Source organism: Escherichia sp. F1, assembly GCF_046764225.1.
In the GTDB taxonomy this organism is placed as follows: domain Bacteria; phylum Pseudomonadota; class Gammaproteobacteria; order Enterobacterales; family Enterobacteriaceae; genus Escherichia; species Escherichia coli.
Genome location: NZ_CP177202.1, coordinates 3,611,110 through 3,633,108 on the forward strand (window position 1 = coordinate 3,611,110; position 21,999 = coordinate 3,633,108).

A 21,999-nucleotide genomic window follows, 5' to 3' on the forward strand; every position below is an offset into this window, starting at 1 on the left:
TAACAATTATCATTTTCATTGAGGTCTTATCGTGAAAACCGCCCTGCTGCTGGAAAAACTGGAAGGACAGCTCGCTACGCTGCGCCAGCGTTGTGCCCCGGTAGCGCAATTTGCCACGCTAAGCGCCCGTTTTGACAGGCACCTTTTTCAGACTCGTGCGACAACACTGCAGGCTTGTCTCGATGAGGCAGGCGATAACCTGGCTGCGCTTCGTCATGCCGTTGAGCAACAGCAACTGCCGCAAGTCGCCTGGCTGGCGGAACATCTGGCGGCGCAACTGGAGGCTATAGCGCGTGAAGCCACAGCCTGGTCGCTACGCGAGTGGGATAGCGCACCACCCAAAATTGCCCGCTGGCAGCGTAAACGTATTCAGCATCAGGATTTTGAGCGGCGGCTAAGTGAGATGGTTGCTGAACGTCGAGCCCGCCTGGCGCGGGTGACCGATCTCGTGGAACAGCAAACGCTGCATCGTGAAGTGGAAGCCTATGAAGCGCGCCTGGCACGCTGCCGCCATGCGCTGGATAAAATCGAAAACAGGCTAGCGCGTTTAACCCGCTAGCAATGGAGAAAGTATGTCACTGGAAAATGCCCCTGACGATGTCAAACTGGCTGTCGATTTGATTGTGCTGCTGGAAGAAAATCAGATCCCAGCGCGCACCGTGCTGCGCGCGCTGGATATTGTAAAACGCGATTATGAAAAGAAATTAACGCGCGATGATGAGGCGGAAAAGTGAGAAATAAATGGGGCCGCTAAATGTCCCCTAAGATTGCGGGCAAACGCAAAACTGCCTGATGCGCTACGCTTATCAGGCCTACACCGCTCCTGCAATATATTGAATTCTTACGGTTTCGTAGGCCGGATAAGGCGGTCACGCCGCATCCGGCATGAACAACGCGCACTTTGTCAGTAATCTCGGGGCAACTAAATGTCGCCCCCTTTGGTTATTACCCAACCGCTGGTGTCGGATCGTCGCCTTTGTAGTCGCGTTTTACTTCCGTCACCTCATCGCCCTTCTCGTTGTGCAGATGCACTTCAAGCTGGTTAAAGGCAATGTTGATGTCGTTTTCACGGCACAGCTGATCGATAGTACGGTTCAGCTCATCGACAGTACGGCTACGGTCACGCAGTTCACGCACATACAGACGCAGCTCATGATCCAACGTGCTGGCACCAAACGCCGTAAAGAAGACTTCCGGCATTGGTTCGTGCATCACCCTTGGGTGCTCAGTCGCCGCCTTCAGTAACACTTTACGCACTTTTTCCAGATCGGAGCCATAGGCCACGCCGAGACGGATCACCAGACGCGTAGTAGTGTCAGTCAACGACCAGTTGATCAGACGCTCGGTAACAAACGCTTTGTTCGGGATGATCACTTCTTTGCGATCGAAATCGGTAATCGTTGTCGCACGAATACGAATCTTACTTACCGTCCCAGAGAAGCTACCAATGGTTACCGTATCGCCAATGCGTACCGGACGTTCGAACAGAATGATCAAACCGGAGACGAAGTTACCGAAGATCTCTTGTAAACCAAAACCAAGACCTACGGATAATGCTGCCGCCAGCCACTGGAGTTTATCCCACGAGACGCCCAGCGATCCGAACACCGTCATCGCACCAACGGCAATAATGATGTAGTTAAGGATGGTAGTAATGGCATACGACGCGCCCTGGCGCATGTTCAGGCGCGAGAGCACCAACACTTCCAACAGACCAGGCAGGTTGCGAATCAACGCCCAGGCTACCATTGAGGCGATGATCGCAAACAACAGACTGCCCATGGTGACGTTTTTCACCACCGCAGCGCCAGCTTCAGTGCCGTTGTAATGCCAGAGCGTGATGCTGTCGAGATAGCTGAACACGGTGATCAAATCGGACCAAATTGCCCAGAACATGACACCGAACAGCGCAAACATCAGCAACATGGTAATACGCAGCGTCTGCTGGTTAACCTGCTCCAGTGCAATGGTGGGTTCTTCCGGCGGTTCAGCACCTTCCGCGCCCTCTTTCACCAGATTCTGCCGACGCGCCAGCGCACGACGCCAGGCGATACGCCGCGCCGCTACGCTTAAGCCACGCAGTACTGTCTGGTACAGCAGGTTCCAGATGATCACCAAATAAACGGTTTCAATCCAACGCCCGGAGAGACGCAGCGTGGTGTAGAAATAACCCGTGGCGGTCAGCACCATCAACGCAATCGGGATAATCGACAGCACGGTAATGGTGACCAGTCGCATGGTGTGCGACTCTTTATCACGCCAGCTTTCGCGGCACATCGGCCATACCAGGAAGGCAATCAGCAGCAGGTTGAAGAAAATCATCGCCTGCCCCAGCACATCATCCATCAGATGCAGCGGGGAAAGTTCTGCCACCACAGACCAGAAATGGATAGGCAGCAACGCGAGACTGATGCGGACAATTTGCCGACGCCAGTGGCTGGTCTGCTGTTCCGGCATGCCGAAGTGACGCACGGCAACGCCATTTTTCTCCAGTACCTTCCAGCACAGGCCAAACACCAGCCAGAAAATCGCCAGTTTTTTGCTGAACGACCATAGCAGTTCGCTGATGTTGAGTTGCATGGTCAACAGAATCAGACCAACCGCGAGAATAATCAGGCACACCGGCAGCGCGCGGATCAGGTCGATAAGGATCGCTTTTGGTGTGTTGAGCTGGCTGTCGTTACGCAGGGAACCCACAGCGGAAGCCAGTTTTTGTTGATACGCTTTCAGCCAGCCCAGACGCCAGTGGATCAGCCCGGCAATCAACAGCAGCGGCAAACCGGCGAGGAAAGCGATAAAAACGGCAGGCCAGGCTTTTTCCCAGTTCACCGTGATTTTCATCGACTTAAATTCATCTTTCAGGCTTTGCGGGAACGCTTTGATCCAGTCCCAGTCCATTGGACGGTTACTGTTCACCCAAAAGATTTGCTGAGTCAGGATGGATTTCAGGTTTTTCGACACACTCATTAACTGCTGCTGGTTAATTTGCAGGTTAATGGCCATCATCAGCTGATTACCCAACTGTTTGTTGAGTTGATCCAGCAATTCGCGACGCATATCAACCACTTGCAATAACGCATCGTGAACTTCGCTGTTGACTTCGTTGGCGTGACCTTCTTCCAGTTTGTTGACGAACGCATCGCTCTGGAAGAGTGCATCACGCTGCTGGTTGACTTCAAACTGTTCGAGACGCAAATCCGCGATGCGGTTGGTCATGTTTTCCAGTTCATCCGCCGAGGGCAGCGTTTGTTGTTGCTGGTAAAGGATACGAGACAACAGCAGGCTGCCCTTCAGGACGGCAATCTGCTCTTTAATATTGCGTTCCGATTGCAGCGCCCGCTCCAGCCAGTTTTTGACTTTAATGTTTTGCTGCATCAACTGATTACCGTTTTCAGTCGCGGTAATCAGACGCTGACTTAACTGCTGGTTAATTTCCAGTTCCTGCTTCACCAGCGGATTAGCCTGAATACGCGCGGCTTCATCCGGGGAGACGGCTTCCTGCGCCGTTTTTTCGGTTAAAGTCAGGCGCTTGCTGTTTACTGCTTCTTGCAACAGCTGCAACTGGTGCTCCAGACGGGCGCTGTTCGCCGTCACGTAATCCCGTTGCTTTTGCAAGGTATCCTGTAAGACTGTGTTCCCTTCTAGGCTTTTACGCTGTTGATCAATCTCGGCATTCAGCAAAGCCTGCTGAGCCTGCATTAACACTTTCTGGCTGGGACGTAAGGCAGTCTCGCCGACATCAGTCCCATCCAGACGACTGCGAATTTGTTGCAGCTGCTGCGAAGCGTTATACATCGCATTTTGCACGCGTTCGGGCTGCGTCTGTAACGAAACCAGCTGGCTGTTATAAGACGCCAGATCGTTTTGTGCGTTTTGCAAATCGTCCAGCGCCTGGGCAACGCGAGTTTCCAGCTGGCGCAACGAAAGCGTACTCAGAATTTTGCGAGTTTCTTCGTCGTTATCGACATCGCTAAGTGCTGTTAACGCTGCGGTCGCCTGACGCATTTTTTCCGGCGCTTCAGCGACTTTTTGCCGTAGCTGAACTGTCTCTTCTTTTACGCGATCGATTTTATCGAGGGTGGCTAATGTATCTGTCAGATCCTGCTGCACCAGTTTGTCCTGAGCAGAAAGATCTTTTTGTTTATTCAGTGAGTCAAGTTGTGCCTGCAGGTCCGCTTTTGTCGGCAGATCACCATTCGATGACGCCCGCGCAAACGCCGTGTTCTGGCATAACAAGACAAAAACAAAAGCAATAAATGCTGAAAAAACAAAATGCCGTGATCGTTTGTAATACTGGAACATAGTCATGATGAATGAAGGTTTCTGAACCTGAAGAACGACCTGAAAAAGTCAAACCGCAAGAATATCACGACGCAGTGAACCAGAATAGCAACGACGAAAATGTCCAGGAAAAATCCTGGAGTCAGATTCAGGGTTATTCGGTAATGGCAGGGTTACGAAGCGTGGGACACAGGAGATACATCTCCAGTAAGATGGCGACGTAATCGCGGGCTTCTTTTTTAAGATCAAAAGATTGCGGGGCAAAGAGCCAGTTTTCCATCAGGCCGGAAATATAGCCGCGCATAATAATTGCTGCCCGACGCGTCATTAAATCCGCAGGCAACATTTTCGCTTCAATACAATGTTTTAACGTTTGTTCTATACGGTCATAACTTTCCAGACAGAGATTACGTTGTGCCTGTTGCACAACAGCCATTTCTCCGACAAATTCGCATTTGTGGAATATAATCTCCATCAATAATCGACGCCGTTCTTCTGTCACCGTGGATTCAAGAACATGAATTAATATCTCTCTTAATACTGAGAGTGGATCGCCAGGGAATTTTGCCTGATACTCAAGCTCTAGTTCACCAATATTGGATTCTGACAGTTCCCAGATCTCACTGAACAAATCCGACTTGTCTTTAAAATGCCAGTAGATTGCACCGCGCGTAACGCCAGCTGCTTTTGCAATCTCACCCAGCGAGGTGGATGATACCCCCTGCTGTGAGAAAAGACGTAGAGCCACATCGAGGATGTGTTGGCGCGTTTCTTGCGCTTCTTGTTTGGTTTTTCGTGCCATATGTTCGTGAATTTACAGGCGTTAGATTTACATACATTTGTGAATGTATGTACCATAGCACGACGATAATATAAACGCAGCAATGGGTTTATTAACTTTTGACCATTGACCAATTTGAAATCGGACACTCGAGGTTTACATATGAACAAAAACAGAGGGTTTACGCCTCTGGCGGTCGTTCTGATGCTCTCAGGCAGCTTAGCCCTAACAGGATGTGACGACAAACAGGCCCAACAAGGTGGCCAGCAGATGCCCGCCGTTGGCGTAGTAACAGTCAAAACTGAACCTCTGCAGATCACAACCGAGCTTCCGGGTCGCACCAGTGCCTACCGGATCGCAGAAGTTCGTCCTCAAGTTAGCGGGATTATCCTGAAGCGTAATTTCAAAGAAGGTAGCGACATCGAAGCAGGTGTCTCTCTCTATCAGATTGATCCTGCGACCTATCAGGCGGCATACGACAGCGCGAAAGGCGATCTGGCGAAAGCCCAGGCTGCAGCCAATATCGCGCAATTGACGGTGAATCGTTATCAGAAACTGCTCGGTACTCAGTACATCAGTAAGCAAGAGTACGATCAGGCTCTGGCTGATGCGCAACAGGCGAATGCTGCGGTAACTGCGGCGAAAGCTGCCGTTGAAACTGCGCGGATCAATCTGGCTTACACCAAAGTTACCTCTCCGATTAGCGGTCGCATTGGTAAGTCGAACGTGACGGAAGGCGCATTGGTACAGAACGGTCAGGCGACTGCGCTGGCAACCGTGCAGCAACTTGATCCGATCTACGTTGATGTGACCCAGTCCAGCAACGACTTCCTGCGCCTGAAACAGGAACTGGCAAATGGCACGCTGAAACAAGAGAACGGCAAAGCTAAAGTGTCGCTGATCACCAGTGACGGCATTAAGTTCCCGCAGGACGGTACGCTGGAATTCTCTGACGTTACCGTTGATCAGACCACCGGGTCTATCACCCTACGCGCTATCTTCCCGAACCCGGATCACACTCTGCTGCCGGGTATGTTCGTACGTGCACGTCTGGAAGAAGGGCTTAATCCAAACGCTATTTTAGTCCCGCAACAGGGCGTAACCCGTACGCCGCGTGGCGATGCCACCGTACTGGTGGTTGGCGCGGATGACAAAGTGGAAACCCGTCCGATCGTTGCAAGCCAGGCTATTGGCGATAAGTGGCTGGTGACAGAAGGTCTGAAAGCAGGCGATCGCGTAGTAATAAGTGGGCTGCAGAAAGTGCGTCCTGGTGTCCAGGTAAAAGCACAAGAAGTTACCGCTGATAATAACCAGCAAGCCGCAAGCGGTGCTCAGCCTGAACAGTCCAAGTCTTAACTTAAACAGGAGCCGTTAAGACATGCCTAATTTCTTTATCGATCGCCCGATTTTTGCGTGGGTGATCGCCATTATCATCATGTTGGCAGGGGGGCTGGCGATCCTCAAACTGCCGGTGGCGCAATATCCTACGATTGCACCGCCGGCAGTAACGATCTCCGCCTCCTACCCCGGCGCTGATGCGAAAACAGTGCAGGACACGGTGACACAGGTTATCGAACAGAATATGAACGGTATCGATAACCTGATGTACATGTCCTCTAACAGTGACTCCACGGGTACCGTGCAGATCACCCTGACCTTTGAGTCTGGTACTGATGCAGATATCGCGCAGGTTCAGGTGCAGAACAAACTGCAACTGGCGATGCCGTTGCTGCCGCAAGAAGTACAGCAGCAAGGGGTGAGCGTTGAGAAATCATCCAGCAGCTTCCTGATGGTTGTCGGGGTTATCAACACCGATGGCACCATGACGCAGGAGGATATCTCCGACTACGTGGCGGCTAATATGAAAGATGCCATCAGCCGTACGTCGGGCGTGGGTGACGTTCAGTTGTTCGGTTCACAGTACGCGATGCGTATCTGGATGAACCCGAATGAACTGAACAAATTCCAGCTAACGCCGGTTGATGTCATTACCGCCATCAAAGCACAGAACGCCCAGGTTGCGGCGGGTCAGCTCGGTGGTACGCCGCCGGTGAAAGGCCAACAGCTTAACGCCTCTATTATTGCTCAGACGCGTCTGACCTCTACTGAAGAGTTCGGCAAAATCCTGCTGAAAGTGAATCAGGATGGTTCCCGCGTGTTGCTGCGTGACGTCGCGAAGATTGAGCTGGGTGGTGAGAACTACGACATCATCGCAGAGTTTAACGGCCAACCGGCTTCCGGTCTGGGGATCAAGCTGGCAACCGGCGCGAACGCGCTGGATACCGCTGCGGCAATCCGTGCTGAACTGGCGAAGATGGAACCGTTCTTCCCGTCGGGTCTGAAAATTGTTTACCCGTACGACACCACGCCGTTCGTGAAAATCTCTATTCACGAAGTGGTTAAAACGCTGGTCGAAGCGATCATCCTCGTGTTCCTGGTTATGTATCTGTTCCTGCAGAACTTCCGCGCGACGTTGATTCCGACCATTGCCGTACCGGTGGTATTGCTGGGGACCTTTGCCGTCCTTGCCGCCTTTGGCTTCTCGATAAACACGCTAACAATGTTCGGGATGGTGCTCGCCATCGGCCTGTTGGTGGATGACGCCATCGTTGTGGTAGAAAACGTTGAGCGTGTGATGGCGGAAGAAGGTTTGCCGCCAAAAGAAGCCACCCGTAAGTCGATGGGGCAGATTCAGGGCGCTCTGGTCGGTATCGCGATGGTACTGTCGGCGGTATTCGTACCGATGGCCTTCTTTGGCGGTTCTACTGGTGCTATCTATCGTCAGTTCTCTATTACCATTGTTTCAGCAATGGCGCTGTCGGTACTGGTGGCGTTGATTCTGACTCCGGCTCTTTGTGCCACCATGCTGAAACCGATTGCCAAAGGCGATCACGGGGAAGGTAAAAAAGGCTTCTTCGGCTGGTTTAACCGCATGTTCGAGAAGAGCACGCACCACTACACCGACAGCGTAGGCGGTATTCTGCGCAGTACAGGGCGTTACCTGGTGCTGTATCTGATCATCGTGGTCGGCATGGCCTATCTATTCGTGCGTCTGCCAAGCTCCTTCTTGCCAGATGAGGACCAGGGCGTATTTATGACCATGGTTCAGCTGCCAGCAGGTGCAACGCAGGAACGTACGCAGAAAGTGCTCAATGAGGTAACGCATTACTATCTGACCAAAGAAAAGAACAACGTTGAGTCGGTGTTCGCCGTTAACGGCTTCGGCTTTGCGGGACGTGGTCAGAATACCGGTATTGCGTTCGTTTCCTTGAAGGACTGGGCCGATCGTCCGGGCGAAGAAAACAAAGTTGAAGCGATTACCATGCGTGCAACACGCGCTTTCTCGCAAATCAAAGATGCGATGGTTTTCGCCTTTAACCTGCCCGCAATCGTGGAACTGGGTACTGCAACCGGCTTTGACTTTGAGCTGATTGACCAGGCTGGCCTTGGTCACGAAAAACTGACTCAGGCGCGTAACCAGCTGCTTGCAGAAGCAGCGAAGCACCCTGATATGTTGACCAGCGTACGTCCAAACGGTCTGGAAGATACCCCGCAGTTTAAGATTGATATCGACCAGGAAAAAGCGCAGGCGCTGGGTGTTTCTATCAACGACATTAACACCACTCTGGGCGCTGCATGGGGCGGTAGCTATGTGAACGACTTTATCGACCGCGGTCGTGTGAAGAAAGTTTACGTCATGTCAGAAGCGAAATACCGTATGCTGCCGGATGATATCGGCGACTGGTATGTTCGTGCTGCTGATGGTCAGATGGTGCCGTTCTCGGCGTTCTCCTCTTCTCGTTGGGAGTACGGTTCGCCGCGTCTGGAACGTTACAACGGCCTGCCATCCATGGAAATCTTAGGCCAGGCGGCACCGGGTAAAAGTACCGGTGAAGCAATGGAGCTGATGGAACAACTGGCGAGCAAACTGCCTACCGGTGTTGGCTATGACTGGACGGGGATGTCCTATCAGGAACGTCTCTCCGGCAACCAGGCACCTTCACTGTACGCGATTTCGTTGATTGTCGTGTTCCTGTGTCTGGCGGCGCTGTATGAAAGCTGGTCGATTCCGTTCTCCGTTATGCTGGTCGTTCCGCTGGGGGTTATCGGTGCGTTGCTGGCTGCCACCTTCCGTGGCCTGACCAATGACGTTTACTTCCAGGTAGGCCTGCTCACAACCATTGGGTTGTCGGCGAAGAACGCGATACTTATCGTCGAATTCGCCAAAGACTTGATGGATAAAGAAGGTAAAGGTCTGATTGAAGCGACGCTTGATGCGGTGCGGATGCGTTTACGTCCGATCCTGATGACCTCGCTGGCGTTTATCCTCGGCGTTATGCCGCTGGTTATCAGTACTGGTGCTGGTTCCGGCGCGCAGAACGCAGTAGGTACCGGTGTAATGGGCGGGATGGTGACCGCAACGGTACTGGCAATCTTCTTCGTTCCGGTATTCTTTGTGGTGGTTCGCCGCCGCTTTAGCCGCAAGAATGAAGATATCGAGCACAGCCATACTGTCGATCATCATTGATACAACGTGTAATCACTAAGGCCGCGCAAGCGGCCTTTTTTATGCATAACCTACGAACATTAAGGAGTCATTGAACCACCAACTCAGGATCTCATACGAAAACCAGTATTAAACACGTATAAAATTCATAAAAAATACTGATTGTTAGTTAATTTATATTAAGTAGCGCTAATAGATTTAATAATCCATAATCATTTAGAGGCTATTCTTAATTATTTGCGGTAATTCTTTATTCATTCCTCGGTTATTACGTCATATTCAGAGCAATCCTGGTATTAGTGTTACCAATTTCATCTGGCGATAATCCTGAAATGTTATGAACAGTTCGAGCAAACTGCTTTTACCTGCTGCGGGTTAGTGCTAGTATGAAAAAGTAAGTCCTGTCCCGCTTCCTTCCTAATTGTAATTTTTCGTAATAATGCGATGAAAACCTGCAAAGAGTGGCTTATAGTTAAGCTAACAAACGAGAGGGCAAGTCCAGGTCAGTAAGTTTTTTCCATCCCGAAAGGTGTCCGTTAGTTCAACCACTAAGAAGGGGACGCGTTATGGATGAATACTCACCCAAAAGACATGATATCGCACAGCTTAAGTTTCTCTGTGAAACCCTGTATCATGACTGTCTTGCAAACCTTGAAGAAAGCAATCATGGCTGGGTTAACGACCCAACCTCGGCGATCAACCTCCAGTTGAATGAACTGATTGAGCATATTGCGACCTTCGCACTTAATTACAAAATTAAGTATAATGAAGACAATAAGCTCATTGAGCAGATCGACGAATATCTGGATGACACCTTTATGTTGTTCAGCAGTTATGGTATTAATATGCAGGATCTTCAGAAATGGCGGAAGTCAGGTAATCGACTATTCCGTTGTTTTGTCAATGCGACGAAAGAGAATCCTGCGAGTTTATCTTGTTAGAATTATTACAACCATGGGTAGAAGTATGTCCGAAAAACCTTTAACAAAAACCGATTATTTAATGCGTTTACGTCGTTGCCAGACAATTGACACGCTGGAGCGTGTTATCGAGAAAAATAAATACGAATTATCAGATAATGAACTGGCGGTATTTTACTCAGCCGCAGATCACCGCCTCGCCGAATTGACCATGAATAAACTGTACGACAAGATCCCTTCCTCAGTATGGAAATTTATTCGCTAATAAATAATTCGCTTTCGGAGCTATAACCGGCTGTTTATTAAGAATTTTATACTTTTTCGCCATGAAGACGTACCCTATGTGATCTTTATCACACAGATGTAATGGGAACGTTCTCTTCACTGACTTTTCGTCTTACTGTGTTGCCGCATTTTCAGCAACCGGAGGTCAGTAATGAGCACAGAAAAAGAAAAGATGATTGCTGGTGAGTTGTATCGCTCGGCAGATGAGACGTTATCTCGCGATCGCCTGCGCGCTCGTCAGCTTATTCACCGATACAATCATTCCCTGGCGGAAGAGCACACATTACGCCAGCAAATTCTCGCTGATTTATTCGGTCAGGTGACAGAGGCTTATATTGAGCCAACGTTTCGCTGTGATTATGGCTATAACATTTTTCTCGGCAATAATTTTTTCGCCAACTTCGATTGCGTGATGCTTGATGTCTGCCCTATTCGCATCGGTGATAACTGTATGTTGGCACCAGGCGTTCATATCTACACGGCAACACATCCCATCGACCCTTTAGCACGTAATAGCGGTGCTGAACTGGGGAAACCCGTCACCATCGGTAATAACGTCTGGATTGGCGGACGCGCGGTCATTAACCCTGGTGTGACCATTGGTGATAACGTCGTGGTAGCCTCAGGTGCAGTTGTCACAAAAGATGTCCCGGACAACGTTGTCGTGGGCGGTAATCCAGCCAGAATCATTAAAAAATTGTAATCGGTTTTTCGCGACTGTTATGCAAAATTGTGGTAAATCTGTTACTTCCCCTCTACTATTCCCACGTTAAAATAGGGTGTTCCCTGGAAAGTTGCAGATACCACGAAGGCAAACGATGACCGAAATACAACGCCTGCTGACCGAAACAATTGAGTCTCTAAATACCCGCGAAAAACGCGACAACAAACCCCGCTTTAGTATCAGTTTTATCCGTAAACATCCGGGGCTGTTTATCGGTATGTACGTTGCTTTTTTTGCCACCCTGGCAGTGATGTTGCAGTCCGAAACGCTTTCAGGCTCTGTCTGGTTACTGGTTGTATTATTTATCCTGCTTAATGGTTTCTTCTTTTTCGATGTCTACCCACGCTACCGCTATGAAGATATCGACGTGCTGGATTTCCGCGTTTGCTATAACGGCGAATGGTACAACACGCGCTTTGTACCTGCCGCGCTGGTTGAAGCCATCTTGAACTCTCCGCGTGTCGCGGATGTTCATAAAGAACAACTGCAAAAAATGATCGTCCGTAAAGGTGAACTGTCTTTTTACGATATTTTTACCCTCGCTCGCGCCGAATCAACATCTTAAATTAGGGTTACATACCAGGCGTAAAGCTCTGCGCCTGGTCAAATGACAACGATCGTTTCCACCCATCACTTCATGAAATCCCGGCTCTACCTCCTTATCTCCTGCCAGCCTTTTTCCACAATCAGATATACTTTCCCTACACTGTGTTAATAAGGATATGCTGGTGAGAACACGACATCTGGTCGGCCTTATTTCGGGAGTACTGATTCTTTCAGTATTGCTGCCTGTCGGCTTAAGCATCTGGCTGGCCCATCAGCAGGTAGAAACATCATTTATTGAAGAGCTGAATACGTATTCCTCCCGCGTCGCTATTCGGGCCAATAAGGTGGCGACACAAGGGAAAGATGCGCTGCAAGAGCTGGAAAGATGGCAAGGCGCTGCCTGTAGCGAAGCCCATCTCATGGAAATGCGTCGGGTATCTTACAGTTATCGCTATATTCAGGAAGTGGTTTATATCGATAACAACGTTCCCCAGTGTTCGTCTCTGGAGCATGAAAGCCCGCCCGATACCTTCCCCGAGCCAGGTAAAATTTCGAAAGATGGTTATCGTGTCTGGTTAACATCGCATAACGATTTAGGCATTATCCGTTACATGGTTGCCATGGGAACGGCACATTATGTCGTCATGATCGACCCCGCTTCCTTTATTGATGTCATTCCCTATAGCTCATGGCAAATTGATGCCGCCATTATTGGCAATGCCCATAACGTTGTGATAACCAGCAGCGATGAAATTGCTCAGGGAATTATTACCAGACTACAAAAAACACCCGGTGAGCATATCGAAAATAATGGAATCATTTACGATATCCTGCCCTTCCCGGAAATGAATATTTCGATCATCACCTGGGCTTCAACGAAAATGTTGCAGAAAGACTGGCATCGGCAAGTCTTTATTTGGTTACCGCTCGGGTTGGTGATTGGCCTGCTGGCAGCGATGTTTGTGCTGCGTATTTTGCGCCGTATCCAGTCACCGCATCATCGGCTGCAGGATGCTATCGAAAATCGTGATATTTGCGTGCACTATCAGCCGATTGTCTCCTTAGCCAATGGCAAAATTGTCGGTGCTGAGGCACTGGCGCGCTGGCCGCAGACAGACGGTAGTTGGTTATCACCAGATAGTTTTATTCCGCTGGCACAGCAAACGGGCCTTTCTGAGCCATTGACGCTACTGATTATAAGAAGCGTCTTTGAAGATATGGGCGACTGGCTGCGTCAGCATCCACGGCAGCATATTTCGATCAATCTTGAATCCACCGTGCTCACCTCGGAAAAAATCCCGCAATTGCTGCGTGAAATGATCAATCACTATCAGGTTAATCCCAGACAGATCGCGCTTGAACTCACTGAACGCGAGTTTGCCGATCCGAAAACCAGCGCCCCGATAATTTCTCGCTACCGGGAGGCGGGCCATGAAATTTATCTTGATGATTTTGGTACGGGGTATTCAAGTTTAAGTTATTTACAGGATCTGGATGTCGACATTCTGAAGATCGATAAATCTTTCGTTGATGCGCTGGAATATAAAAATGTCACGCCGCATATCATCGAAATGGCAAAAACACTGAAACTGAAAATGGTAGCGGAGGGAATCGAAACCAGTAAACAAGAAGAGTGGTTACGCCAGCATGGCGTGCACTACGGTCAGGGCTGGCTCTACAGCAAGGCATTACCGAAAGAAGATTTCTTACGCTGGGCCGAGCAACATTTGTGAATTGTAGGGCTGACGGCACGCCGCACAGCCCGTCACGCTACCTATTCGTCGATGATTGACTCGAATCCGCCATAAATCATTCGCTTACCATCAAACGGCATGGACTCGCCGAACTCTTTCATCCGTGGGTCCGACATCATCTTTTGATTAGCAGCGTCGCGGACCTCTTTTGAAGGGTATTCAATCCAGCTAAAGACAACCTCTTCATTCTCTTCAGCTTTTACCGCCATACGAAAATCGGTCACTTTGCCATCCGGTACATCGCTGGCCCAGCATTCGACAATACGAAGCGCGCCAAACTCTTTAAACAATGGCGCAGCCTTAGCAGCCATTTCCCGATAGGCATCCTTTTTATCGGCAGGAACGGCAACCACAAAACCATCAACATACTTCATCAGACATACCTCCGAAGCGTACTGCGCAGCCAGACAATTCTTGCGACGTCAGTTGTGGTTAAAGTTTAGCCATATTGGGATTTTTTGACGAAACGGGGGGAAGCAGAAATGGGTGGGGGCCCTGCCAGCTACATCCCGGCACACGCGTCATCTGCCTTGGCTGCTTCCTTCCGGACCTGACCTGGTAAACAGAGTAGCGTTGCGGGAGAACCAACAGAGCCCCCATTGAGAGCGTTGAGAACCAACGCGCAGGCGCATTATCACTGCTGCCCCGGCTAATTGCAACCCATTGCGTGCCGGATGCTGGTTTCTTGCGCAATGCGACTTCACTCGGGCGTTTTTCCAGATTATGCTGAAAAATTACCTCAGGAAGAAAAGATGGAAAAAGAAGATTCATTTCCCCAACGCGTCTGGCAAATCGTCGCCGCTATTCCCGAAGGCTATGTCACCACTTACGGTGATGTGGCGAAACTGGCAGGATCGCCCCGCGCCGCGCGCCAGGTGGGCGGTGTGTTAAAGCGTCTCCCTGAAGGCAGCACCTTACCCTGGCATCGGGTGGTTAATCGCCACGGCACAATTTCGCTAACCGGACCGGATTTACAGCGTCAACGACAGGCATTACTGGCAGAAGGTGTGATGGTATCGGGAAGCGGGCAAATCGACTTGCAGCGTTATCGCTGGAACTACTAACCCTCTCCGGGCGGAGAGGGTTAACTGCGCTTAATATTGCGTAGGAGCTGGAACTGCCGAAGACGGATTCACCTGAGTTGGTGAAGTCGAAGGTACAGTAGTCGTTGCGCCACCGCTGGCCTGAACCGGCACGGCGGTTTGCTGCACCGGCACCAATGTCAGGTCGGCTTTAGTTCCGCCCTGGTTGATCACCGGCTGAACGGTATCGGTAATAAATACCAGTTTGTCATTCACGGTAATCGCCGCACTCAACAAAATACGCGCATTCGGCTGAACATCTGCCGGGTTAAATGGCAGAACAAAGCTGAATGGTGACTGTTTGCCTTCGGTACGCACCGCTTTCTGCGCCAGTACTTTTGACGGTGCATCGGCTAACGACGCGTCAGAAAGTGTCACGGTCAGCACAGCATCAGGCGGCAGTGCGACTTTCTGACGGATCCAGACGGTACCGGAGACATTCGGTTGCTGGATAGCAGGTTGTTGTGTTGCTGAAATAGACGTATTTGCAGCCGGTGCTGGCGTCTGAATATCCGCGCTTTTATCTGCGCAAGCCGCCAACGCAATCGCAACCGCTAAACCACTGGCCATGTGCACGAGTTTCATTCACTTCTCCTTATTATCAATGCACCAGCGGGCTAACTTTCCTCGCCGGAGAGTGGTTAACAAAATAGTAACGTCAACAAGTGTGGCACACATCACGCATTTCTGCCTGTAATTAGCCCGTAATTCAGACCATTGCACCCATCGGACCAGTGGCAAATTTGCGTTATACTCAACTCACTTTGGCTTGCTGCGGCAGCTTTGTTACTGGAGAGTTATATGAGTCAGGCGCTAAAAAATTTACTGACATTGTTAAATCTGGAAAAAATTGAGGAAGGACTCTTTCGCGGCCAGAGTGAAGATTTAGGTTTACGCCAGGTGTTTGGCGGCCAGGTCGTGGGTCAGGCCTTGTATGCTGCAAAAGAGACCGTCCCTGAAGAGCGGCTGGTACATTCGTTTCACAGCTACTTTCTTCGCCCAGGCGATAGTAAGAAACCGATTATTTATGATGTCGAAACGCTGCGTGACGGTAACAGCTTCAGCGCCCGCCGGGTTGCTGCTATTCAAAACGGCAAACCGATTTTTTATATGACTGCCTCTTTCCAGGCACCAGAAGCGGGTTTCGAACATCAAAAAACAATGCCGTCCGCGCCAGCGCCTGATGGCCTGCCTTCGGAAACGCAAATCGCCCAATCGCTGGCGCACCTGCTGCCGCCAGTGCTGAAAGATAAATTCATCTGCGATCGTCCGCTTGAAGTCCGTCCGGTGGAGTTTCATAACCCACTGAAAGGGCACGTCGCAGAACCGCATCGTCAGGTGTGGATCCGCGCAAATGGTAGCGTGCCGGATGATCTGCGCGTTCATCAGTATCTGCTCGGTTACGCTTCTGATCTTAACTTCCTGCCGGTAGCTCTACAGCCGCACGGCATCGGTTTTCTCGAACCGGGGATTCAGATTGCCACCATTGACCATTCCATGTGGTTCCATCGCCCGTTTAATTTGAATGAATGGCTGCTGTATAGCGTGGAGAGCACCTCGGCGTCCAGCGCACGCGGCTTTGTGCGCGGTGAGTTTTATACCCAGGACGGCGTGCTGGTTGCCTCGACCGTTCAGGAAGGGGTGATGCGTAATCACAATTAAAAAAATAGCCGGAGGTGAAAACCGTCCGGCTGTTTTTTGCAGTGCTTGTTACGCGTTATAGGCATTCTCGCCGTGGCTGTTGACGTCCAGCCCTTCTCGCTCTTGTTCTTCCGGCACACGCAGGCCAACCGTCAGATCCGCCAGTTTGTAGCCAATAAATGCCACCACACCGGACCAGACGATCGTAATGGCGATGCTTTCCAGCTGTACCAGCAACTGATGGCCCATCGTCACACCTTCAGCTAAGCCCACGCCACCCAGCGAACTGGCGGCAAAAATCCCGGTCATGATACAGCCGACAATGCCACAAACGCCGTGCACACCGAAGACATCGCAGGGATCATCCACCCGCAGCAAGCGTTTGAGCATGGTAACGCCCCACAAGCCCGCCAGACCAGCTACCACGCCGATAATCAACGCGCCGCCAACCCCAATGTAGCCACAGGCTGGCGTCACGCCGACCAGACCGGCAATCGCGCCTGAACACGCTCCCAGCAGTGAAGGCTTACCGCGCAGCGCCCATTCACCGAAGATCCAGCCAAGAATTGCCGCCGCCGTTGCGACCACAGTATTCACAAATGCCAGTGCTGCGATTTCATTCGCCGTGCCCGCTGACCCGGCATTAAAGCCAAACCAACCGATATAGAGAATGGCAGTCCCGGTGAAGACCATCGGCAGGTTGTGCGGTTTAAACGCCTCTTTGCCGAAGCCCACGCGTTTGCCTACTAGATATGCGCCCACCAGACCGGCGATTGCGGCGTTAATGTGGACCACCGTGCCACCCGCGAAATCCAGTGCACCGTGAGAAGCCAGCAAACCGCCGCCCCAGACCATATGCGCAATCGGAATGTAGGAGAGCGTCAGCCATACCACCACGAAAATCAACACAGCTGAGAAGCGGATTCGTTCCGCCAGTGCTCCAACTATCAAGCCTACGGTAATGCAGGCAAACGATCCCTGAAACGCTACGTGGATATACTGATAAATGCTGCCCATCACCGCCGTCAGTTCGATGTTTTTCAGCATCAACCAGTTAATGTTGCCGAAGAAGTTGTTTCCCTCACCAAACGCCAGCGAGTAACCGTAAACCACCCAGAGAATACAGACCAGTGCAAACGTCACCGTCACCTGCGTCAGCATCGACAGCACGTTTTTGCCGCGAATCAACCCACCGTAAAACAGGGCAATCCCCGGAATAGTCATAAACAGCACCAGCGCAGTACAAATCATCATAAACGCATTGTCGGCTTTATCGGCCACCGCAGGTGCAGCCATTACCAGTCCCGGCAGCATCGCCAGTGAAGCAAGCCCAGTTTTTATCGTCGCTATCTTCATTTTTCGTTCCTGTTGCTGTGTGCCAGAGATTACAGCGCCGCTTCGTCGGCTTCGCCGGTACGAATACGAATGACGCGTTGCAATTCAGCGACGAAGATTTTGCCGTCGCCAATTTTTCCGGTGTAAGCCGCTTTGCTGACGATATCGATCACTTCATCGAGTTGGTCATCAGCAATCGCCACATCAATTTTTACTTTTGGCAGGAAGTTGACGCTGTATTCCGCCCCCCGGTACAGCTCGGCATGCCCTTTCTGACGCCCGAAACCTTTCACTTCGGTGACGGTCAGGCCCTGAATACCAATGGAAGATAACGCTTCACGAACGTCTTCCAGCTTGAATGGTTTGATTATCACGGTCACCAGCTTCATAGATCCCCTCCGGTCAGAATTCGGTAATGGTTCTGCTACACGAAGAAGATATTGCAAGCGGTGTGCCAGAAATGAAAAATGAGAAAGAGAGCAGGAAGTTAAGAAGATTGAAAATGAAAACGCACTATGACAGTGCACAGTGCGTTACATTTTTGCACCAACGATGAAATATTGCGCTATTCAGGCGCTCAATGATTCCTCTTCACGCACGCTGGCTGCCAGCTCTTCGCCCGCAAGTTGCAGTTGATACATCTGCCAGTAGCGTCCCTGGGCCGCCAGCAGTTGCTGGTGAGTGCCCTGCTCCACAGCTTGCCCACGATGAAGCACCAGAATGGTGTCGGCATCAACAATAGTTGATAAGCGGTGAGCAATCACCACCAGCGTGGTATGTTCACGCACTGCCGCCAGAGCATGTTGAATCGCCTGTTCAGTACCGGAGTCAATGCTGGCGGTTGCCTCATCAAGGATCAGGATTTGCGGCGTCTCCACCAGCACGCGTGCCAGTGCCAGCAGTTGCTTTTGCCCGACGGAGAGATTATTCCCCTGCTCTCCCAGCGGCGTATAAATACCATCACTCATGCTGCGCGCCAGCTCCGCCAGTTGCACGGTTTCCAGCGCCTGCCAGACGCGTTCTTCGGAGATATCACGTCCCAGCGTCACGTTGGAGAGAAAGGTATCCGCCAGCACTACCGGATCTTGCTGCACCATCGCCACGCCCTGACGCAGCGCGCTGTGACTTAACGAACTTAATGGACGACCATCAAGGCGAATCTCACCTTCCGTTAGCGGGTAATAGCCCATCAATAAACTGGCGAGGGTACTTTTACCACTGCCGGTATGCCCGACCAGCGCCACAAAGTTGCGCGAAGGCACCGAGAGATTAATGTTCTTCAGTACCAGATTGTCATCGCGATAAGCAAATGACACGTTATCGACTTCAATGGTGCCGCTCTGTAAGGGGCGATCATCATTACCATATTGCTGGCGCGGTCCGTCCATCAGCTCAAACACGCGCTCACCAGCAACAACAGCCTGTTGCAGCATCGCCTGTTGCGTGGTCAGTTCGATTAAGGGTTCGTTAAGTCGCCCAAGATAGCTGATAAACGCATACAGTACGCCCACTTCAATGGTGCCGCTGGCAGAGAAGCCAAACAGCATCAACAATCCACAAAGAATGAGCGATGAAAACAGACTCAGCAGCGGACGCAGCAGAAAACCGTCGAGGCGCAGGGTTTGCATCCTCGCCATATAGTGTGAACGACTGGCCTCACCCATACGTTCGCCAAATCGCGCCTGCTGACGGAACTGCTGGATGACGCTCATGCCATTGATGATTTCGTTAAAGCCGTCGTTGATATCCGCCAGATAGGCGCGTACACGGCGGACAATCGGCGTGCTGTAACGCTGATATATCACCATTACCACCAGCACCACCGGGAAAATCATTATCGCCACCAGCGCCATTCGCCAGTCGAGGCTGAACATCGCCACCAGCATCGCGCCCACCAGTGCGGCGCTACGCAGGACAGTTGCCACTACGGTAACGTAGAGGTCGCGGATCACTTCAGTGTCATTAGTGACGCGGGAAATCACCTGCCCGACAGGTTGGGTATCAAACTCGCTTAATGGCTGGCGTAACGCAGCATCCATCACGTCGGTACGCAACTGTTGCACTACGCCTACTGCCGCCCGATTAAACAGCAGCGACTGCGCGTAATGTAGCCCGGCGGCAAACAGTTGTAGCCCAACATACGCCGCAGCCAGCCCGGCAACCACTTTCAACGGCAGGTTATTTTTCGCTACCATATTGTCGATAAAATAGCTGATAAGCAGCGGCCCGCTGACTTCTGCCGCCGCCGCAACCCACATCATCAGGACCGCAATCCCCAGCGGTTTACGCCACGGCGAACCGTACGCTAACAGACGCTTGAGAGTCGGCCACAGTTGGCTAAAACTACGCATCAACGGCCTCCTCGCGAATTTCCGGAGCGTCGTCGAGCGCCGCCTCCAGTTGTTGATAGCGATACATATCGCGATACCAGCCGCTTTGTTGCGCCAGCTCATCATGATTGCCACGCTGAGCGATATGTCCGTGCTGCATCACAATAATTTCACTGGCTTCCGTCAGTGCCGAAAGGCGATGGGCACTGATGATTACCGTTCTTCCCTGCCCCCACTGACGCAGGTTATGCAGGATCTGGTGCTCTGTGCGTCCGTCTACTGCCGAAAGCGCATCATCAAGGATGAGGATTTCCGCGTTGACTAATAACGCACGAGCAATGGAGATACGCTGTTTTTGCCCACCGGAAAGCATCACGCCGCGCTCGCCCACTTCTGTATCGTAACCTTGCGGTAAACGCAAAATATCGTCATGCACGCTGGCTAACCGCGCGACATGCTCAATCTCTTGCTGGGTGGCATTCGGGCAACCCAACGCGATGTTGTTCGCTACGGTGTCGGAAAAAAGGAACGGTGTCTGGCTAACTACCGCCAGGCGGCTACGCCAGCTATCGAGTTGTAACTTCGTCAGAGGAATATCATGAAAGCGGATATCCCCCTCGCTGACGTCGAAATGACGCTGAATGAGCGACAACAGGGTACTTTTGCCGGAACCAGTCGGCCCGCAAATACCTAGCATCTGACCGGGTTTCAGGGCGAAATTGACGTTTTCCAGCGCAGGATGGTCAGTCTGCGGATACGTGAACTGGTGAATATTTACATCCAGTTCACCACGACCTTCTGGCACCTTATCACTACCATCAATAACGACTGGCGCTTCGGCCAGCATGGTACGAATTCGGCTATACGCCGCGCTGCCACGCTCCACAATGTTAAACATCCATGCCAGCGCCAGCATCGGCCAAATCATCAAACCAAGGTACATCATAAAACTGGTAAGCTGGCCCAACGTTAAGCTGCCCTGCACGACCATCCAACTACCGCCGCCAATCGCCAGCAAGTTCGCCATACCAATCGCGATATAGATGGTCGGGTCGAAACGAGCATCAATACGCGCCACCCGCATGTTTTTTTTGCCGGTATCTTCGGCATCCGCGGCAAATAGCGCCGACTGACGATCTTCCAGACCAAAGGCTTTGATCATGCGGATACTGGTGAGGCTTTCCTGGGTGCGGTCATTAAGACTGGAAAACGCCGCCTGTGCTAGCTTAAAGCGTTCATGCAAGGCATCGCCGTTGCGCTTAATCATGATCGCCATCACTGGCATCGGTAACAGGGCAAATAAGGTCAACTGCCAGCTAATTTGCGTAGACATCATAATCAACACAGCGCAGCCCATCACCAGTGAATCCACCAGCGTCAGCACCCCTTCTCCGGCGGCAAACACGACCCGATCGACGTCATTGGTCGCACGAGCCATGAGGTCACCCGTGCGATGACGCAGGTAAAACTCAGGATGCTGCCGGCTTAGCTGACGGTAATAATCTTCACGCAGTTCAACAGCCAGTTGATAAGACGCACCAAACAGCAATACGCGCCAGACGTAACGCAGGAGATAAACCACAACGGCAATCAGCACCATGGTGGCGATCCACATCAGGATCTGCCCGGTAGTAAAGTGTTGTTCTGTCACGCCATCGACAACAATACCAACCACTTTTGGCGGAACCAGTTGCAGCATCGCGATAATGACAAGCAAGGCGACAGCCCCGAGATAGCGACGCCATTCCCGACGGAAATACCAGCTTAATTGAGCAAATAATCGCACGCGTTGTGTCCTGACCTGATTCTGGAT

19 protein-coding genes and 1 other RNA gene are annotated in these 21,999 nt (G+C 51.3%); 11 read left to right on the forward strand and 9 right to left on the reverse strand.

All coding sequences use genetic code 11. The features are described 5' to 3' along the window. Positions 1 to 31: 31 nt before the first annotated feature. Together priC and rsmS are read left to right on the forward strand one after the other, a co-directional pair. Complete coding sequence (gene priC / locus ACK8NJ_RS17415) at positions 32 to 559, forward strand: primosomal replication protein N'' (RefSeq protein ID WP_001589812.1); 528 nt, start codon at positions 32 to 34, stop codon at positions 557 to 559. 13 nt (positions 560 to 572) lie between these two features. Beyond that, the gene (gene rsmS, locus ACK8NJ_RS17420) at positions 573 to 734 is read left to right on the forward strand and encodes a pleiotropic regulatory protein RsmS (protein WP_000051146.1); all 162 of its coding nucleotides are present in this window, start codon (positions 573 to 575) and stop codon (positions 732 to 734) included. A gap of 211 nt (positions 735 to 945) precedes the next feature. Here the strand turns inward: rsmS and mscK are convergent, their stop codons facing one another. After that, positions 946 to 4,308, reverse strand: coding sequence for a mechanosensitive channel MscK (gene mscK, locus ACK8NJ_RS17425; protein ID WP_000177742.1), 3,363 nt, complete (start codon positions 4,306 to 4,308; stop codon positions 946 to 948). A gap of 127 nt (positions 4,309 to 4,435) precedes the next feature. Next, positions 4,436 to 5,083 carry a multidrug efflux transporter transcriptional repressor AcrR gene (acrR, locus tag ACK8NJ_RS17430; RefSeq protein WP_000101736.1) on the reverse strand — a complete coding sequence of 216 codons (648 nt, stop codon included), beginning with the start codon at positions 5,081 to 5,083 and terminating at the stop codon, positions 4,436 to 4,438. Positions 5,084 to 5,224: 141 nt separating this feature from the next. Between acrR and acrA the strand changes: the two genes are divergently transcribed. The 7 genes from acrA (at position 5,225) to pdeB (ending at position 13,777) form a co-directional block, all read left to right on the forward strand. Continuing rightward, positions 5,225 to 6,418 (forward strand): multidrug efflux RND transporter periplasmic adaptor subunit AcrA, encoded by a 1,194-nt coding sequence (acrA, locus tag ACK8NJ_RS17435; protein WP_001295833.1) that lies wholly within the window; start codon positions 5,225 to 5,227, stop codon positions 6,416 to 6,418. 22 nt (positions 6,419 to 6,440) lie between these two features. Next, positions 6,441 to 9,590 (forward strand): efflux RND transporter permease AcrB, encoded by a 3,150-nt coding sequence (acrB, locus tag ACK8NJ_RS17440; RefSeq protein WP_001132469.1) that lies wholly within the window; start codon positions 6,441 to 6,443, stop codon positions 9,588 to 9,590. Between the two features lie 545 nt (positions 9,591 to 10,135). Continuing rightward, entirely contained in the window at positions 10,136 to 10,510 is a 375-nt protein-coding gene (gene tomB / locus ACK8NJ_RS17445) for an Hha toxicity modulator TomB (protein ID WP_000344800.1), read from the forward strand. A gap of 25 nt (positions 10,511 to 10,535) precedes the next feature. Continuing rightward, positions 10,536 to 10,754 (forward strand): HHA domain-containing protein, encoded by a 219-nt coding sequence (locus ACK8NJ_RS17450; protein ID WP_001291435.1) that lies wholly within the window; start codon positions 10,536 to 10,538, stop codon positions 10,752 to 10,754. Positions 10,755 to 10,925: 171 nt separating this feature from the next. Next, on the forward strand, positions 10,926 to 11,477 hold the full coding sequence (maa, locus tag ACK8NJ_RS17455) for a maltose O-acetyltransferase (RefSeq protein WP_064225671.1): 552 nt from the start codon (positions 10,926 to 10,928) through the stop codon (positions 11,475 to 11,477). 115 nt (positions 11,478 to 11,592) lie between these two features. Beyond that, a complete protein-coding gene (locus tag ACK8NJ_RS17460) occupies positions 11,593 to 12,063 on the forward strand; it encodes a YlaC family protein (RefSeq protein ID WP_000136192.1) in 471 nt (156 codons plus the stop codon). 163 nt (positions 12,064 to 12,226) lie between these two features. Continuing rightward, on the forward strand, positions 12,227 to 13,777 hold the full coding sequence (gene pdeB / locus ACK8NJ_RS17465; protein ID WP_064225683.1) for a cyclic-guanylate-specific phosphodiesterase PdeB: 1,551 nt from the start codon (positions 12,227 to 12,229) through the stop codon (positions 13,775 to 13,777). Positions 13,778 to 13,818: 41 nt separating this feature from the next. Here pdeB and ACK8NJ_RS17470 read toward each other — a convergent pair whose 3' ends face one another. Beyond that, positions 13,819 to 14,172, reverse strand: coding sequence for a DUF1428 domain-containing protein (locus tag ACK8NJ_RS17470; RefSeq protein ID WP_000878140.1), 354 nt, complete (start codon positions 14,170 to 14,172; stop codon positions 13,819 to 13,821). Between the two features lie 119 nt (positions 14,173 to 14,291). Further along, positions 14,292 to 14,388, reverse strand: an RNA gene (gene ffs, locus ACK8NJ_RS17475) — signal recognition particle sRNA small type. A 162-nt stretch (positions 14,389 to 14,550) separates the two neighbouring features. Between ffs and ACK8NJ_RS17480 the strand changes: the two genes are divergently transcribed. Continuing rightward, complete coding sequence (locus tag ACK8NJ_RS17480) at positions 14,551 to 14,862, forward strand: MGMT family protein (RefSeq protein WP_000409911.1); 312 nt, start codon at positions 14,551 to 14,553, stop codon at positions 14,860 to 14,862. Positions 14,863 to 14,892: 30 nt separating this feature from the next. On the opposite strand, the gene ACK8NJ_RS17485 is transcribed toward ACK8NJ_RS17480, so the two are convergent. Continuing rightward, positions 14,893 to 15,465 (reverse strand): YbaY family lipoprotein, encoded by a 573-nt coding sequence (locus ACK8NJ_RS17485; protein WP_000779831.1) that lies wholly within the window; start codon positions 15,463 to 15,465, stop codon positions 14,893 to 14,895. Between the two features lie 216 nt (positions 15,466 to 15,681). On the opposite strand from ACK8NJ_RS17485, the gene tesB reads away from it, so the two are divergent. Continuing rightward, complete coding sequence (gene tesB, locus ACK8NJ_RS17490; protein WP_000075876.1) at positions 15,682 to 16,542, forward strand: acyl-CoA thioesterase II; 861 nt, start codon at positions 15,682 to 15,684, stop codon at positions 16,540 to 16,542. A gap of 48 nt (positions 16,543 to 16,590) precedes the next feature. Here the strand turns inward: tesB and amtB are convergent, their stop codons facing one another. The 4 genes from amtB to ACK8NJ_RS17510 form a co-directional block, all read right to left on the reverse strand. Then, a complete protein-coding gene (amtB, locus tag ACK8NJ_RS17495; RefSeq protein ID WP_191651491.1) occupies positions 16,591 to 17,877 on the reverse strand; it encodes an ammonium transporter AmtB in 1,287 nt (428 codons plus the stop codon). 29 nt (positions 17,878 to 17,906) lie between these two features. After that, positions 17,907 to 18,245, reverse strand: coding sequence for a P-II family nitrogen regulator (gene glnK, locus ACK8NJ_RS17500; protein WP_000780338.1), 339 nt, complete (start codon positions 18,243 to 18,245; stop codon positions 17,907 to 17,909). 180 nt (positions 18,246 to 18,425) lie between these two features. Further along, the gene (locus ACK8NJ_RS17505) at positions 18,426 to 20,207 is read right to left on the reverse strand and encodes a SmdB family multidrug efflux ABC transporter permease/ATP-binding protein (protein WP_411961834.1); all 1,782 of its coding nucleotides are present in this window, start codon (positions 20,205 to 20,207) and stop codon (positions 18,426 to 18,428) included. After that, on the reverse strand, positions 20,200 to 21,972 hold the full coding sequence (locus ACK8NJ_RS17510; protein ID WP_089705541.1) for a SmdA family multidrug ABC transporter permease/ATP-binding protein: 1,773 nt from the start codon (positions 21,970 to 21,972) through the stop codon (positions 20,200 to 20,202). Before ACK8NJ_RS17510 ends, ACK8NJ_RS17505 begins: the two co-directional genes overlap by 8 nt. Between the last annotated feature and the right edge of the window lie 27 nt (positions 21,973 to 21,999).